Below are 15,383 nucleotides of genomic sequence, written 5' to 3'. Positions count from 1 at the left end.
TCGGACAACGGCCGGGGAGGGTCTGGAGTGCCCGCGGGCCTGTACGGGCCCTGCTCAGTCGGTGAGTTCGTCCGCCAGGGCGCGCAGGGCGAGACGGTAGGAGCCGATGCCGAATCCGGCCACGGTCCCGGTGGCGACCGGGGCGATCACCGAGGTGTGGCGGAATTCCTCCCGTGCGTACGGGTTCGAGATGTGCACCTCGATCAGCGGGGCGGTGCGCTGGGCGGCCGCGTCCCGCATCCCGTACGAGTAGTGCGTGAAGGCGCCCGGGTTGATGACGACCGGAATCGATCCGTCGGCGGCCTCGTGGAGCCAGCGGATCAGCTCGCCCTCGTCGTTGGTCTCGCGCACGTCGGCGTCGAAGCCGAGCTCCTTGCCGAGGGTGCGGCACGCCTCCACGAGCCCGGCGTACGAGGTGGAGCCGTAGACGTCGGGCTCGCGGGAGCCGAGGCGGCCGAGGTTGGGGCCGTTGAGCACGAGGACCCGGCGGGTCATGCCGAGACCTCCCCGTAGGCGGCGAGCAGGACGGCCGGGTCGGGGCCCTCCAGGACGGCGGGCTTGCCGAGGCCGTCCAGGACGATGAAGCGCAGCAGGTCGCCGCGCGACTTCTTGTCGACCTTCATGTTCTCGAGGAGCTTCGGCCACTGGTCGCCCCGGTAGGTGAGCGGCAGCCCGACGGACTCCAGGATCGCGCGGTGCCGGTCGGCGGTGGCGTCGTCCAGGCGGCCGGCCAGCCGGCCCAGTTCGGCGGCGAAGACCATGCCGACGGAGACGGCGGCGCCGTGGCGCCACTTGTAGCGCTCGTTCTTCTCGATCGCGTGGCCCAGGGTGTGGCCGTAGTTCAGGATCTCGCGGAGCCCGGACTCCTTGAGGTCGCTGGAGACGACCTCGGCCTTGACCCGGATCGAGCGCTCGATCAGCTCGGCGGTGTGCGGTCCGGCGGGCGTACGGGCGGCCTGCGGGTCCTCCTCGATCAGGTCGAGGATCACCGGGTCGGCGATGAAACCGGCCTTGATGATCTCGGCCATGCCCGAGACGTAGTCGTGGACCGGCAGCGAGTCCAGGGCGGCCAGGTCGCAGAGGACCCCGGCCGGCGGGTGGAAGGCGCCGACGAGGTTCTTGCCCTCGGCGGTGTTGATGCCGGTCTTGCCGCCGACGGCCGCGTCGACCATGCCGAGCACGGTCGTCGGTACGGCGATCCAGCGCACTCCGCGCAGCCAGGACGCGGCGACGAAGCCCGCCACGTCGGTGGTGGCGCCGCCGCCGACGCCGACGATGACGTCGGTGCGGGTGAAGCCGGTCTGGCCGAGCGCCTTCCAGCAGTAGGCGGCGACCTCGACGGTCTTGGCCTCCTCGGCGTTGGGCAGCTGGATCGCGATGGCCTCGTAGCCCTGGGCGGCGAGGTCCTGGCGGACCGCCTCGCCGGTCTCGGCGAGCGCCTCGGGGTGGAGGACCGCGACGCGCTTGGCCCGCTCACCGATGAGCCCGGGCAGCTCGCCGAGGAGCTGCCGGCCGATCAGTACCTCGTACGGGTCGGTGCCCGCGCTGCCGGCGATGCGGACGCGGGTGGGTGCCTGCTGGGTCATGGTGTGTTCTCCCGGCCGGACGGGGCTCCGTCCGGCAGCTCCAGTGCGTCGAGGACCGCCTGGGCGACCTCTTCGGGTGTGCGCTCGTCGGTGGCGACGACCGTGCGGGCGACCTCGGTGTAGAGGTGCCGGCGGGCCTCCATCAGCTCGCGCCACTGCCGGCGCGGGTTGACCGCGAGCAGCGGGCGGGCGGTGTTGAGCCCGACCCGCTTGACGGCCTCGTCCACGTCCATCGAGAGGTAGACGACCGGGTGGCCGGCGAGCAGCGCGCGGGTCGACTCGTCCAGGACGGCCCCGCCGCCGAGCGAGAGGACGCCGGTGTGTTCCGCGACGGCGGCCCGGACGGCCGCCCGCTCCAGCGCGCGGAAGTGGTCCTCGCCCTCGTCGTAGAAGATCTCCGCGATGGGCTTGCCGGCCGTCGCGACGACGTCCGCGTCGGTGTCCCGGTAGCCGGTGCCCAGCCGGCCGGCGAGCAGCTCGCCGACCGTGGACTTGCCGACGCCCATGGGGCCGACCAGGACGACCAGGGGTCCGGTCATCGGATCTGGAGGTGGTCGAGGTACGACGTCACGTTGCGGCGGGTCTCGGTGACGCTGTCGCCGCCGAACTTCTCCGCCACGGCGTCGGCCAGGACCAGGGCGACCATCGCCTCGGCGACGATGCCGGCGGCCGGGACGGCGCAGACATCGGAGCGCTGGTGGTGGGCCTTAGCGGGCTCACCGGTCACCACGTCGACGGTGGCCAGGGCGCGCGGCACGGTGGCGATCGGCTTCATGGCGGCGCGGACGCGCAGCAGCTCACCGGTGGTGAGGCCGCCCTCGGTGCCGCCGGCCCGGCCGGAGGCGCGCTTGATGCCGTCCTCGGTCACCAGGATCTCGTCGTGCGCCTTGGACCCGGGCACCCGGGCGAGGTCGAAGCCGTCGCCGACCTCGACGCCCTTGATGGCCTGGATGCCCATGAGCGCGCCGGCGAGGCGGGCGTCGAGCCGGCGGTCCCAGTGGACGTGCGAGCCGAGGCCGACGGGCACGCCGTACGCCAGCACCTCGACGACGCCGCCGAGGGTGTCGCCGTCCTTGTGGGCCTGGTCGATCTCGGCGACCATCGCCTTGCTCGCGTCGGCGTCGAGGCAGCGGACCGGGTCGGCGTCGAGCCGCTCCACGTCGGAGGGGACCGGGTAGACCCCGTACGGCGCCTTGGCGGCGGCCAGCTCCACGACGTGGCTGACGATCTCGATGCCCGCAGTCTCCTTGAGGTAGGACCGGGCGACGGCACCGAGGGCGACGCGGGCCGCGGTCTCCCGGGCGCTGGCGCGCTCCAGGACCGGGCGGGCCTCGTCGAAGCCGTACTTCTGCATGCCGGCGAGGTCGGCGTGGCCGGGGCGGGGCCGGGTCAGCGGGGCGTTGCGGGCCTGCTCGGCCAGCACCTGGGGGTCGACCGGGTCGGCCGACATGACCTGCTCCCACTTGGGCCACTCGGTGTTGCCGACCATGACGGCGACCGGGGAGCCCATGGTGAGGCCGTGCCGGACACCGCCGAGAAAGGTGACCTCGTCCTGCTCGAACTTCATCCGCGCACCGCGGCCGTAACCGAGCCGCCGCCGGGCGAGCGCGTCCGCCACCATCTCCGTGGTGACCGGGACGCCGGCGGGAAGGCCCTCCAGCGTCGCCACCAGTGCGGGGCCGTGCGACTCCCCCGCGGTCAGCCAGCGCAACCTGCTCAACGGTGCTCCTCATGCTCGCGCCTGAAAATCCAGCGGCGCGACCGGGTGCGCGGCCCTGGCCCGCCGCCCCCGATCCTCCCACGGACGGGGCCCCGGCCCCGCCGCCGGTCCAGCAGACGGACGGTTCGGGCGGTGCCGGGCGGGCGTCAGCGCGCGGCCAGCGCCTCTTCGCCGGCCTTGCGCATGGCGGCGAGCGGGGCGGGCGAGCGGCCCGTCATCTGCTCGACCTGGAGGACCGCCTGGTGCACGAGGAGGTCGAGACCTCCGACGACTGCGCCACCCTGGTCGGTCCAGGCGGAGGCGAGCCGGGTCGGCCACGGCTCGTACAGCACGTCGAAGAGCGTGCCGGGGCACTCCGGCACGGCCCCGGCCAGCGCGTCCGCCGCCCCTGCGGGGGTGGTCGCGACGACGAGGGGCGCGGTGAGCGCCCGGTCGGCCTCGGCCCAGTCGGCGATACGGATGTCGACGCCGAGCCGTTCGCCCCAGCCGCGCATCTCGTCGGCGCGGGCCGCGCTGCGGACGTACGCGGTGACGGGTCCGGCGCAGATGCCGGACAGGGCTGCCAGCGCGGAGGACGCGGTGGCGCCGGCGCCGAGGACCGCGGCGGACTCGACCTTCTCGACGCCGCGTTCGCGCAGGGCCGCGATCATGCCGGGGATGTCGGTGTTGTCGCCGGTGCGGCGGCCGTCCGCGCCGAGGACCACGGTGTTGACGGCCTCGACGGAGGCGGCGGTGTCGGTGACCCCGTCGAGCAGCGGGATGACGGCCCGCTTGAGCGGCATGGTCAGCGAGAGCCCGGCCCAGCTCCCGTCCAGCCCCTCGATGAACCCGGGCAACGCCTGCTCGTCGACCTCGAACCGGCCGTACGACCAGTCGTCGAGGCCGAGTTCGGCGTACGCGGCCCGGTGCAGGACCGGGGAGAGCGAGTGGGCGATGGGCGAGCCGAGGACGGCGGCGCGGTGCGGCCGCTCATTGGAGGCCATGCTGTTCCTTGAACTTCTCGTTGAGCTTCTCGTGCTCGGCCGCCGTCTTGGTGAACTGGGTCTTCTTGCCGTCGAGCGAGATGAAGAACATCCAGCCGTCGCCCGTGGGACTGAGTGTCGCGCGCAGAGCCTCGTCGCCGGGGTTGCTGATGGGGCCGGGCGGCAGACCGGGGTGGTAATAGGTGTTGTACGGATCCGGGTTGGTGCGGATCTCGTTCGAACCGATCTTGATCTTGCTCTGGTTCTTGAGGTAGTTGAACGCGGAGTCGAACTCGAGCTTCCGGTTCGTGATCGTGTTGTTCGGCTTCAGCCGGTTGTAGACGACCTCGGCCATCTTGCGGAAGTCGTCGTGCGTCAGGCCCTCCGCCTGGACCAGGCTCGCCACCGTGAGCACCTGCCACGGACCGTCCAGCTTGTACTTCTTCGCCGTTCCCGTGAGGTCGAGCTTCTTGTACTCCTCGTTGGACCGTTCGACCATCTTCTTCAGGAGCGCCTCCGGCTTCGTCTCCTTCGTCAACGGATACGCGGCCGGATAGAGGAAGCCTTCGAGCGGGTCCTTGATGTCCTTGTTCTTGCTCGCCCAGTCGGGCAGACCCAATTCGCCGCTCCTGGACTTCGCGACGTCCTTGGTCGTGCCCTTCTTGAGGCCGAGCCGTTTGTCCACGAGCGCGTAGACGGCGGCGTTCCGGTAGCCCTCCGGAATCACCAGAAGATTCTGGCTCTTCGGGTCCACCATCATCTTCACGGCCTCGGACGCCGACATCTGCGAGTGCAGGAGGTAGACCCCCGCCTGGATGCCCTTGCCCTTCGGGTTCTCGTTCTGGGCCGAGACGAAGGCGTCGACGCTCTTCACGACGCCGGCCTTCTTCAGGATGTTGCCGATGTCGTACCCGAACGCGCCCTTCGGGATCTCCACCTCGACCGAGCCCGAGCCGCTGCCCGAGTAGTCCGGGGCGGGGCCGAAGCGGTCCTTGTAGAAGGAGTAGCCGTAGTAGCCCGCGCCGCCGACGCCGGCGACCAGGACGAGGGAGACGACCAGGCAGGCGCAGCCGCTGCGGCCCTTCTTCTTCTTGCCCTTGCCCCGGCGCTCGCCGCCCCCGCCGCTGTCGCGGTCGTCGTCCTCGTCGTCGTAGTCGTCGTCCCGGGGCTTCTTCCGGTCGTCCTTCTCGTCCACGCCCGTGAAGAAGGGGTGGGTCTCCTCCGGCGGCTCCTCCGGGTCCCAGTCCGGGGTCGTCTCCGGAGCCGGGGCCGGTCCGGCCTCGCGGCGGCCCGGGGGCTGCGGGGGCGGGTACGCCTCAGGGGTGCCGTAGTAGTCGTTCGTCTCGCCGTAGCCGTACGTGGCCACGGGCTGGCCCTCGTACGGCGGCACCGCCTGCTGGCCCGTGTCCCAGCCGGTGTCGTAGCCGGGCTGCGGCTGCTGGGGCTGCTGCCCGTACGGGTCCTGCGGGTGCTGGTTCCCGTACGCCTGCTGCTGGTACTGCTGCTGCGCGTACGGGTCCTGCTGCGGCTGCTGCGCGTACGGGTCCTGCTGGTACTGCTGGCCGTACGGGTCCTGCGGCTGCTGCTGGTACGGGTCGTACTGGCCCTGCGGGTACTGCTGCTGGGCGCCGTACGGGGTCGTGCCGTCGTACTGGTTCTGGCCGTCGTACTGGGCCTGGCCGTGGGCAGGCTGCTGGCCGCCCCACCCCTGGTCCCCGTACAAGGGGTCCTCGGGATGCCACGGTTCGGAGCCGGGGCCCCGGCCATACTCAGTCATCGATCCCCTTGAGCCGCGAGACGATGTTCCGCCTCTTTGCTGTGCGGTGTTTGTTCGAACACCGCCGCATCGCGCGGAACGTTACCGTATTGCGATCAGACCACTACTTCGACGGCCTCGCCCGGCGGATTGCCCGAAGCGCGCTCCGACTCCAGAGCGTTTTGCAGGATCACCACAGCGGCAGCCTGGTCGATGACGGATCGGCCCTTTTTGGACTTCACGCCCGAGGCGCGCAGCCCCTGGGTGGCCGTCACTGTGGTCATCCTCTCGTCCAACAGGCGCACCGGAATGGGTGCGACCGCTCGGGCGAGCACATCCGCGAAGGCGCGGACCTTGGCGGCGGCCGGGCCCTCGCCGCCGCCCAGGGAGCGCGGCAGCCCGACGACGACCTCGATCGGTTCGTACTCCGCGACGATCTGTCCCAGCCGCCGGTGGGCGGCCGGGACATCGCGTCCCGGCACGGTCTCCACCGGCGTCGCGAGGATCCCGTCGGGGTCGCACGAGGCGACCCCGATCCGGGCGTCCCCGACGTCGATCGCCAGCCGGCGACCGCGGCGCATCTGCGTCATGCCCGGCGTCACGCCGTCTCGGTGACGAGGCGTTCGACGGCGGCGACGGCGTCGCCGATCGCCTCCGGGTTCTGGCCGCCGCCCTGGGCGACGTCCGGCTTGCCGCCGCCACCGCCGCCGAGGGTCTTGGCGGCGGTACGGACGAGGTCGCCGGCCTTGAGACCGCGCTCGCGGGCCGCCTCGTTGGTCGCGATGACGGTCAGCGGGCGCCCGTTGGCCGTCGTGAACAGCGCGACGACGGCCGGGCGGCCGCCCTGGATGCGGCCGCGCACGTCGAGGACGAGCTTGCGCAGGTCGTCGGCGGAGGTGCCGTCCGGCACCTGACCGGTGACCAGGGCGACGCCCCGCACGTCGATCGCGGAGTCCACGAGACCGGCGGCGGCCGCGAGGACCTTCTCCGCGCGGAACTTCTCGATCTCCTTCTCGGCGTCCTTCAGCTTGCCGAGCATGCCCGCGATCTTCTCCGGCAGCTCCTCGGAGCGGCCCTTGACCAGCTCCTGGAGCTGGGCGACGACCGTGTGCTCCCGGGCCAGGAAGTTGTACGCGTCCACGCCGACCAGGGCCTCGATGCGGCGTACGCCGGACCCGATGGAGGACTCGCCGAGCAGCTTGACCAGGCCGAGCTGGGCGGTGTTGTGGACGTGCGTACCGCCGCAGAGTTCCTTGGAGAAGTCCCCGATGGTGACGACCCGGACCCGCTCGCCGTACTTCTCGCCGAACTCCGCGATGGCGCCCTGCTTCTTCGCCTCGTCGATCGACATGACCTCGGCCTGCACGTCGAGTTCGCGGGCCAGGACCTCGTTGATCTTCTGCTCGACGTCGGTGAGGACCGTGCCCGGAACGGCGGCCGGCGAGCCGAAGTCGAAGCGGAAGCGGCCCGGGGAGTTCTCCGAACCGGCCTGGGCGGCCGTGGGGCCGAGCGCGTCGCGCAGCGCCTGGTGCGTGAGGTGCGTGGCGCTGTGGGCGCGGGCGATGGCGCGGCGGCGGGTGGAGTCGATGCTCGCGTACGCGGACGCGCCGACCGTGACCTCACCGACCTGGACGGAGCCCTTGTGCACGGAGACGCCCGGGACCGGCTGCTGGACGTCGCGGACCACGATGACGGCGCCGCTGTCGAGCCGGATGCGGCCCTGGTCCGCGAGCTGGCCGCCGCCCTCGGCGTAGAACGGGGTGCGGTCGAGGACGACCTCGATCTCGTCGCCCTCGGTGGCGGCGGGCGAGGGGACACCGTCCACGAGGAGGCCGACGATCGTCGACTCGCCCTCGGTCATGGTGTAGCCGGTGAACTCGGTGACGCCGGAGTTGTCGGCGACCTCGCGGTAGGCGGAGAGGTCGGCGTGGCCGGTCTTCTTGGCCTTGGCGTCGGCCTTGGCCTTGGCCCGCTGCTCCTGCATGAGGCGGCGGAACCCGTCCTCGTCCACGGAGAGCCCCTGCTCGGCGGCCATCTCCAGGGTGAGGTCGATCGGGAAGCCCCAGGTGTCGTGGAGCAGGAACGCCTTGTCTCCGGCGAGGACCGTGCCGCCGGCGGCCTTGGTCTCGGTGACGGCCGTCTCCAGGATGTTGGTGCCGCCCTTGAGGGCCTTGAGGAACGCGGCCTCCTCCGCGAGCGCGACGGTCTCGATGCGCTTGCGGTCGGTGATCAGCTCCGGGTACTGCTGCCCCATCGTGTTGACCACGACGTCGACCAGCTCGCGGACGACGGAGCCGGTGGCGCCCATCAGGCGCATGTTGCGGATGGCGCGGCGCATGATGCGGCGCAGCACATAGCCGCGGCCCTCGTTGCCGGGGGTGACGCCGTCGCCGATGAGCATCACGGAGGTGCGGATGTGGTCGGCGACCACGCGCAGCGAGACGTCGGTGGACTCGGCGGCGCCGTAGCGCACCCCGGTCAGCTCGGTGGCGCGGTCCATGACGACGCGCAGGGTGTCGGTCTCGTACATGTTCTGCACGCCCTGCAGGATCATCGCGAGGCGTTCGAGGCCGAGACCGGTGTCGATGTTCTTGGAGGGCAGGTCGCCGAGGATCGGGAAGTCGTCCTTGCCCTCGCCGGCGCCGCGCTCGTACTGCATGAAGACCAGGTTCCAGATCTCCACGTACCGCTCGTCGTTGACGGCCGGGCCGCCCTCGACGCCGAACTCGGGGCCGCGGTCGTAGTTGATCTCGGAGCACGGGCCGCACGGGCCGGGGACGCCCATGGACCAGAAGTTGTCCTTCTTGCCCAGGCGCTGGATGCGCTCGGCCGGGACACCGATCCTGTCGCGCCAGATGGCCTCGGCCTCGTCGTCGTCCAGGTAGACGGTGATCCACAGGCGCTCGGGGTCGAGCCCGAAGCCGCCGTCCGCCACGGAACTGGTCAGCAGCTCCCAGGCGTACTCGATGGCGCCTTCCTTGAAGTAGTCGCCGAACGAGAAGTTGCCGCACATCTGGAAGAAGGTGCCGTGCCGGGTGGTCTTGCCGACCTCCTCGATGTCCGGCGTACGCACGCACTTCTGCACGCTGGTGACGCGCGGCGCGGGCGGCTTGACCTCACCGAGGAAGTAGGGCTTGAACGGCACCATGCCGGCGGGGACCAGCAGCAGAGTCGGGTCGTCCGCGATGAGCGACGCCGAAGGGACAACGGTGTGACCGCGCTCCTCGTAGAAGCTCAGCCAGCGGCGACGAATTTCTGCCGACTCCATCAGTGGTCCTCATTCCGGTTGTACGAGTGGTAGGGGAGCTTGCGGTAGGGGGCGGGGGCCGGGTGCGGGTCCGCGTCGGCCGCCTCGACGGCCGGGCGGCGGGCCGGGGGCAGTTCGCGCGGGTCCGCCGCTTCGAGGCCCAGCGCCTCGCCGAGTTCGGCCTCGCGCCTGACCATGCCCTCGCGGACGTCCAGCGCGAAGTCCTTGAGCTTGTGACCGGCCACGATCGCCTTGTCGGCGGCCTGCGCCGCGAGGCTTTCCGGGGTCAGCTGCTTGATCTTCCGGTTGACCTTGGTGGTGGCCCATACCCCGGCGGCTGCGCCGGCGGTGAACCAGAACGTACGGCGGAACATCGCTGCGTCAGTCCTTAGATCCGCGGGAATTTCGGCCGCCGCGCTTCCTGCCGCGCGCGGACGGGACGGTCCGGCCGACGATCACCGAGCGCCGGGAACGTGCCTCCGGTTCCGGGGCGGACCGGCGGCCGATGGCCTGCCGGACCCCGTAGCCGAACGCCGCGACCTTGACCAGGGGACCGCCGAAGGTGGAGGCGACCGTGGTGGAGAGCGCGGAGGCGTTGGAGGTGACCTCCTGCACGTCCGTCGCGATGGCGTCGACCTTGTCGAGCTGGGTCTGCGCGGAGCGCACGGTCGCGGAGGCGTCCGCGAGCAGGGGGACGGCCTGTTCGGTCACGTCCGCCACGAGTTTGGTGGTCGCCCTGAGCGTCTGGGCGAGCCTCACCAGCACGACGGCGAGGAACGAAACCAGGATCGCCCAGAAGACGGCCACGATGATCCCGGCCACCTCACCACCGGACACAGTGCACCGCGCTCTCTGGCTTGTCGTCAGTCTCTGTCTTGTTCTCCTGCTCTGCGGTGAGGGCCGTCAGGGCGGCCGGTCACCTTCCCCCGAGCCTATCGCGCCGGGGCTCACGCCCCGCACCGCATGACCGGGCGGCCACCGGGGATCCGAACGGCGAGATTGTACGGAGCGCTTTCAAGCCAGTACTCTGCGTGTCTCATGCGACGCCCTCAGAATCCGCGCCCGGGCAATCTGCCCGCCGAGCTGAACGACTTCGTGGGCCGGGAGAGCGAGCTGGACGCTCTCGCCCGCTCCCTCGACGAATCCCGGCTCGTCACCGTGACCGGGGTGGGCGGCGTCGGCAAGTCCCGCCTGGTCACCAGAGCGGCAGCGCTGTTGGAGAAACGGTACTGCGACGGGGTCTGGCTGGTGGAGCTGTCCGCCGTCCACGACCCCGGGCTGCTGGAGCACGCCGTGGCCGAGGCGCTGGGGCTCACCGACCACACCGCCCGGCCGCCCCGCGCCGCGATCGTGGAGCACTGCGCGGACCGCCGCCTCCTGCTGGTGATCGACGGCTTCGAGCACCTGGTGGACGACTGCGCCGCGCTGGTACGGGAGCTGCTGCGCCGCGCCCCGCGGCTGCGGGTCCTCGCGGCGGGCCGACTGCCGCTGGAGCTGGCGGGCGAGGCGGTCCACCCGCTCGCGACCATGACCGACGAGGACGCCCTCCGGCTGTTCGCCGAGCGGGCCGCAGGCGTGCGCCCCGACTTCCGGCTGACCGGGCACGGCCGCGGCCACGCCCTGGAGCTGTGCCGCCGGCTCGACGGCATCCCGCTGGCCCTGGAGCTGGCGGCGGGGCGGCTGCGGGCCCTGTCGACCGAGCAGGTGCTGCAACGGCTGGACGACCGCTTCCGGCTGCTGACCGGGGGAACCCGGGGCGCCCTGGAGCGGCACCAGACGCTGCGGACGGCCATCGGCTGGAGCCATGAGCTGTGCGCGCCGCCGCAGCGGCTGCTGTGGGCCCGGCTCTCGGTCTTCGCGGGGCAGTTCGACCTGGAGGCCGTCGAGTACATCTGCAGCGGGCCCGACCTGCCCGCCGACTCGGTGCTCGACGTGCTGTCCGGGCTGCTGGCCCAGTCCGTGGTGCTGCGCGAGGACTCCCCCGCCGGCACCCGCTACCGGATGCTGGACACCGTGCGCGAGTACGGCGCCGAGTGGCTGGCCGCCACCGGGGACACCGACCGGCTGCGCCGACGGCACCGCGACTGGTTCCTGGGCCTGGCGACCTGGTGCGAGCTGGACTGGTTCAGCCCCCGGCAGGCGGAGGTGGCCGCCCGGGCCGAGAGCGAGCTGCCGAATCTGCGCCGGGCCATGGAGTGCTCGCTGGAGAGCCCGCAGGAGGCGCACCTGGCGCAGTATCTGGCGGGCACGCTGTGGTTCCTGTGGGTCGGCTGCGGGCGCCTCTCGGAGGGCCGGCACTGGCTGGAGCACGTACTGGAGGAGGAGACCCCGTACGACTCCTCGCGGCTGAAGGCCCTGTGGGTGCTGGGTTACGTGGCCGTCCTCCAGGGGGACCCGGTGGGGGCGATCTCCGCGCTGACCGAGTGCCGGGAGGAGGCCGAGGCGGCGGGCGACGCCACCGCGGCCGCGTACGCCGTGCACCGCACCGGGTGCCTGGCGCTGGTCACCGACGACATGGAGCGCGCCCGGGGCCTCCTGGACGACGCGCTCGGCCGCTACCGGGAGCTGGGCGAGCTGAACAGCAACGTCCTGATGGCCCAGGTCGAGCTGGCCATGGCCACCGGATTCCTGGGGGACGCGGAGCGGGCCGTCGCGATCTGCGAGGAGGTCCGGGACATCTGCGAGGACCACGGCGAGCGCTGGGCCCTGAGCTACGCGCTGTACGTCCTGGCCTACGCCGCCCTGGAGCGGGGCGACCCGGAGCGGGCCCGGCGGCTGCTCCTCGAATCGCTCGCCATCAGCCACGGCTTCCACGACCTGCTCGGCACGGTCCTGGCCCTCGAACTGCTGGCCCTGGTCACGGTCACCGAGGGGGACGCGGCCGAGGCGGCGCTGCTCCAGGGGGCCGCCGACCGGATCTGGCCGTCGGTGGGGCTGCCGCTGTTCGGCTCGGTGTACTACGGGGCGCCGAGGGCTCGCTGCGAGGAGCTGGCGCTGCGGGAGTTGGGCGGGGCGCGGTACGCGGCGGCGCTCGGCGCGGGCGGGGAGCTGGCGCCGGACGCGGCGGTCGCCCGGGCGCTCCGGACGCGGGAGAACGCGAAAGCCCGCCGCCTCCCCGGAGAACGGGAAGGGGCGGGCCTGAGCGCCGGTGAAGAGCGGCTACGCCTGGATCAGCGGGCGTAGTACTCGACGACGAGCTGCTCGTCGCAGATCACGGGGATTTCCTTGCGGTTCGGGTCCCGGTCAAGGCGGAAGGCCAGGGCCTTCAGGTTCACCTGCAGGTAGCGCGGGGTCTCGCCGTCGGTGTCGTAACCACCCTCGCGGGCCACCTGGAAGGGGACCTTGGAGCGGCTGCGCTCGCGGACCTGGACGACGTCGTCGGGGCGGACGCGGAACGACGGCTTGTCGACCTTGCCACCGTTGACCTCGATGTGGCCGTGGACGACCATCTGGCGGGCCTGGTAGATGGTCCGGGCGATGCCCGAACGCAGGACCAGCGCGTCGAGGCGGCGCTCGAGCTCGACGACCAGCGCCTCGCCCGTCTTGCCCTCGGCCTTCTTGGCGCGGTCGTAGGCACGCGCCATCTGGCGCTCGCTGATGTCGTACTGCGCGCGCAGACGCTGCTTCTCCAGCAGACGGACCTTGTAGTCCGAGTTCTGCTTGCGGCCGCGGCCGTGCTCGCCCGGCGGGTAGGGGCGGGCCTCGAAGTACTTGACCGCCTTCGGCGTCAGCGCGATGCCGAGCGCGCGGCTCTTCTTGACCTTGGGACGCGACTGATTAGGCACGTTCTCCAGACCTCCGTTGTAGGTTAGGTTAGGCTCACCTTACTCAAGGAGATCGCATGTCTCGCCCTGGGAACACCACACACGTCACGGACAGCACAGACAGCATCGACGCGCCTGATGGCGTCGAGATGACGGAGGACCGATCAGATCGTGGTCAGCCGCGTCCCAGCGGGCTTGAAATCACACGGATGCCGTCAGCAGCCGAGCGCACACGAACTCTCGTACAGAGTACCTGCTCCGCGGTACTGCTCGTTCCCGGGCTCGAAGCGGCGGGCTCGGACCAGCTGATGCCGCTGTCCCGGGGCGTGGGCCCGGACGGCGACCTGTTCCTGGAGTTCCCCGCGGATTCCCCGGCCGTACGGGCCGCGACGCACGCCCAGGACGACGAGCTGCCGGCCGTGCTGGAGATCACGGACGTCGCGCCGGTCTCCGTACCCCACCGTATCCGGGGCCGGGCCCGGGTCAGCGGCTGGCTGACCGCCGTCCCCGGGATGGCGGGCCCCGGCCGGACGATGCTGCGCCTGGAGACGGACGAGGCGCACATCGACGACCTGTGGGGCGTGGAGGAGGTCGAGGCCGAGAGCTTCCGCGACGCCGCCGCCGACCCGCTCGCCCTCCACGAGGCCGAGCTGCTCCAGCACCTCTACTCCTCGCACACGGAGGAGCTGGCGTCGCTGTGCGAGCTGCTCGGTGAGCGGGCCGTGTGCTCCTGCCCCGAGCACCGGCCGGCCGTGGTGCCGCTGGTGCTGGACCGGTTCGGGCTGCGGGTGCGCTTCTGCGAGCGGGAGGGCGGCTGCTTCGACGCCCGGTTCGAGTTCCCCGAGCCGGTGCGGGACGTGGTGGAACTCAGCCACGCCATGCACACGCTCTTCGCGGCCGCCGCCCGCTGAGGAGCGCGCGCGGGGCTCAGGCCGTACCGCCCGTCCCGTCCTCGTCGTCCGTCCGGCCGAGCCGCTCCCTGACCCGGTCCACCACGTCCGCGTACCGCGCCTCGGCGCCGTAGCGGGTGGGGCGGTAGTACTGCTTGTCGCTCACCGCGTCCGGTGCGTACTGCTGGGCGGCGATGCCGCCGGGCACGTCGTGCGGGTAGACGTAGCCCTGGGCGTGGCCCAGCTTGGCCGCGCCCTTGTAGTGGCCGTCGCGCAGATGGGCCGGGACCGGGCCGGCCAGCCCCTTGCGGATGTCCTCGCGGGCGGCGGAGATCGCCAGCGTCGCCGCGTTGGACTTGGGGGCGAGGGCCAGGGCGATGGTGGCGTGGCTGAGGGTGAGCGCCGCTTCGGGGAAGCCGATCAGGGCCACCGCCTGGGCGGCCGCGACCGCGGTGGGCAGCGCCGTCGGGTCGGCGAGGCCGATGTCCTCGCTGGCGGAGATCATCAGCCGCCGGGCGATGAACCTCGGGTCCTCCCCCGCCTCGATCATGCGGGCCAGGTAATGCAGGGCCGCGTCGACGTCGGAGCCCCGGATCGACTTGATCAGGGCGCTGGCCACGTCGTAGTGCTGGTCGCCGTCCCGGTCGTACTTCACGGCCGCCCGGTCGACGGTCTCCTCCAGGGTGAGGAGCGTGATCTCCTCCTCCTGCTTGGACAGCGCGGCCCCGGCCGCGGCCTCCAGGGCCGTCAACGCGCGGCGGGCGTCGCCCCCGGCGATGCGCAGCAGGTGCTCCTCGGCCTCCTCCGGGAGGCTCACCGCTCCACCGAGGCCGCGTTCGTCGGTGAGGGCGCGGTGCAGCAGGCCGCGCAGGTCGTCATCGGTCAGGGGCTCCAGCGTCAGCAGCAGCGAGCGCGAGAGGAGCGGGGAGATGACGGAGAAGTACGGATTTTCCGTGGTCGCGGCGATCAGGGTGACCCAGCGGTTCTCGACGGCGGGGAGCAGGGAGTCCTGCTGGGCCTTGGAGAAGCGGTGGATCTCGTCCAGGAAGAGGACGGTCTCCTTGCCGTAGCCCCCGGTGGCGCGGCGGGCACCCTCGATCACGGCGCGGACTTCCTTGACGCCCGCGGTGATCGCGGAGAGCTCGACGAATCGTTTGTTCGTCGCCTTGCTGACCACGTACGCGAGGGTGGTCTTGCCGGTGCCGGGCGGGCCCCAGAGGATGACCGAGGAGGGGCCGGCCGGTCCACCGCCGCTCTCGCCGACCAGGCGGCGCAGGGGCGAGCCCGGCTTGAGCAGATGCTGCTGGCCGACGACCTCGTCCAGCGTACGCGGACGCATCCGGACGGCCAGCGGGCTGCTGGACGGATCCTTCTCCTGGCGGTCTTCGGCAGCGGCGGTAAAGAGGTCGGGCTCCACGTCTCGAAGCCTATGCCACCCCACTGACAACGGTGCCGGGC

The 15,383-nt window shown here is 71.8% G+C and carries 14 protein-coding genes; 2 read left to right on the top strand and 12 right to left on the bottom strand.

Going from position 1 to position 15,383, the window contains the following annotated elements:
• Positions 1–54: 54 nt before the first annotated feature.
• The 10 genes from aroQ to NEH16_RS26640 all read right to left on the bottom strand — a co-directional run bounded on the left by aroQ (position 55) and on the right by NEH16_RS26640 (position 10,093).
• A complete protein-coding gene (gene aroQ / locus NEH16_RS26685; protein WP_018524238.1) occupies positions 55–495 on the bottom strand; it encodes a type II 3-dehydroquinate dehydratase in 441 nt (146 codons plus the stop codon).
• A complete protein-coding gene (gene aroB, locus NEH16_RS26680) occupies positions 492–1,586 on the bottom strand; it encodes a 3-dehydroquinate synthase (RefSeq protein WP_073967780.1) in 1,095 nt (364 codons plus the stop codon). The genes aroQ and aroB overlap by 4 nt, the downstream gene beginning before the upstream one ends.
• Positions 1,583–2,125 (bottom strand): shikimate kinase, encoded by a 543-nt coding sequence (locus tag NEH16_RS26675; RefSeq protein WP_073967781.1) that lies wholly within the window; start codon positions 2,123–2,125, stop codon positions 1,583–1,585. The genes aroB and NEH16_RS26675 overlap by 4 nt, the downstream gene beginning before the upstream one ends.
• On the bottom strand, positions 2,122–3,306 hold the full coding sequence (gene aroC / locus NEH16_RS26670) for a chorismate synthase (RefSeq protein ID WP_026171627.1): 1,185 nt from the start codon (positions 3,304–3,306) through the stop codon (positions 2,122–2,124). The genes NEH16_RS26675 and aroC overlap by 4 nt, the downstream gene beginning before the upstream one ends.
• A gap of 146 nt (positions 3,307–3,452) precedes the next feature.
• A complete protein-coding gene (locus NEH16_RS26665) occupies positions 3,453–4,289 on the bottom strand; it encodes a shikimate dehydrogenase (protein ID WP_265545379.1) in 837 nt (278 codons plus the stop codon).
• Positions 4,276–6,045, bottom strand: a complete 1,770-nt coding sequence (mltG, locus tag NEH16_RS26660; RefSeq protein ID WP_265545377.1) for an endolytic transglycosylase MltG — start codon at positions 6,043–6,045, stop codon at positions 4,276–4,278. Before mltG ends, NEH16_RS26665 begins: the two co-directional genes overlap by 14 nt.
• A gap of 95 nt (positions 6,046–6,140) precedes the next feature.
• Positions 6,141–6,614: a Holliday junction resolvase RuvX gene (gene ruvX / locus NEH16_RS26655; RefSeq protein ID WP_199879170.1), complete on the bottom strand. Its 474-nt coding sequence runs from the start codon at positions 6,612–6,614 to the stop codon at positions 6,141–6,143.
• An 8-nt stretch (positions 6,615–6,622) separates the two neighbouring features.
• Positions 6,623–9,292 carry an alanine--tRNA ligase gene (alaS, locus tag NEH16_RS26650; RefSeq protein ID WP_265545375.1) on the bottom strand — a complete coding sequence of 890 codons (2,670 nt, stop codon included), beginning with the start codon at positions 9,290–9,292 and terminating at the stop codon, positions 6,623–6,625.
• Positions 9,292–9,645: a DUF6167 family protein gene (locus NEH16_RS26645; RefSeq protein WP_265545374.1), complete on the bottom strand. Its 354-nt coding sequence runs from the start codon at positions 9,643–9,645 to the stop codon at positions 9,292–9,294. Before NEH16_RS26645 ends, alaS begins: the two co-directional genes overlap by 1 nt.
• 7 nt (positions 9,646–9,652) lie before the next feature.
• A complete protein-coding gene (locus NEH16_RS26640; protein ID WP_018103889.1) occupies positions 9,653–10,093 on the bottom strand; it encodes a DUF948 domain-containing protein in 441 nt (146 codons plus the stop codon).
• Between the two features lie 216 nt (positions 10,094–10,309).
• Here NEH16_RS26640 and NEH16_RS26635 point away from each other — a divergent pair, with 216 nt between their 5' ends.
• Positions 10,310–12,454, top strand: a complete 2,145-nt coding sequence (locus NEH16_RS26635; RefSeq protein ID WP_265545372.1) for an ATP-binding protein — start codon at positions 10,310–10,312, stop codon at positions 12,452–12,454.
• Here the strand turns inward: NEH16_RS26635 and rpsD are convergent.
• A complete protein-coding gene (rpsD, locus tag NEH16_RS26630; protein WP_018524225.1) occupies positions 12,442–13,056 on the bottom strand; it encodes a 30S ribosomal protein S4 in 615 nt (204 codons plus the stop codon). The genes NEH16_RS26635 and rpsD overlap by 13 nt on opposite strands.
• A gap of 188 nt (positions 13,057–13,244) precedes the next feature.
• Between rpsD and NEH16_RS26625 the strand changes: the two genes are divergently transcribed.
• On the top strand, positions 13,245–13,946 hold the full coding sequence (locus NEH16_RS26625; RefSeq protein WP_265545371.1) for a DUF2470 domain-containing protein: 702 nt from the start codon (positions 13,245–13,247) through the stop codon (positions 13,944–13,946).
• Positions 13,947–13,962: 16 nt separating this feature from the next.
• On the opposite strand, the gene NEH16_RS26620 is transcribed toward NEH16_RS26625, so the two are convergent.
• Complete coding sequence (locus NEH16_RS26620) at positions 13,963–15,342, bottom strand: replication-associated recombination protein A (protein WP_073967788.1); 1,380 nt, start codon at positions 15,340–15,342, stop codon at positions 13,963–13,965.
• Positions 15,343–15,383 lie beyond the last annotated feature (41 nt).

The organism is Streptomyces drozdowiczii (genome assembly GCF_026167665.1).
Lineage (GTDB): Bacteria > Actinomycetota > Actinomycetes > Streptomycetales > Streptomycetaceae > Streptomyces > Streptomyces drozdowiczii_A.
This window is presented reverse-complemented; position numbering and strand designations above follow the sequence as displayed.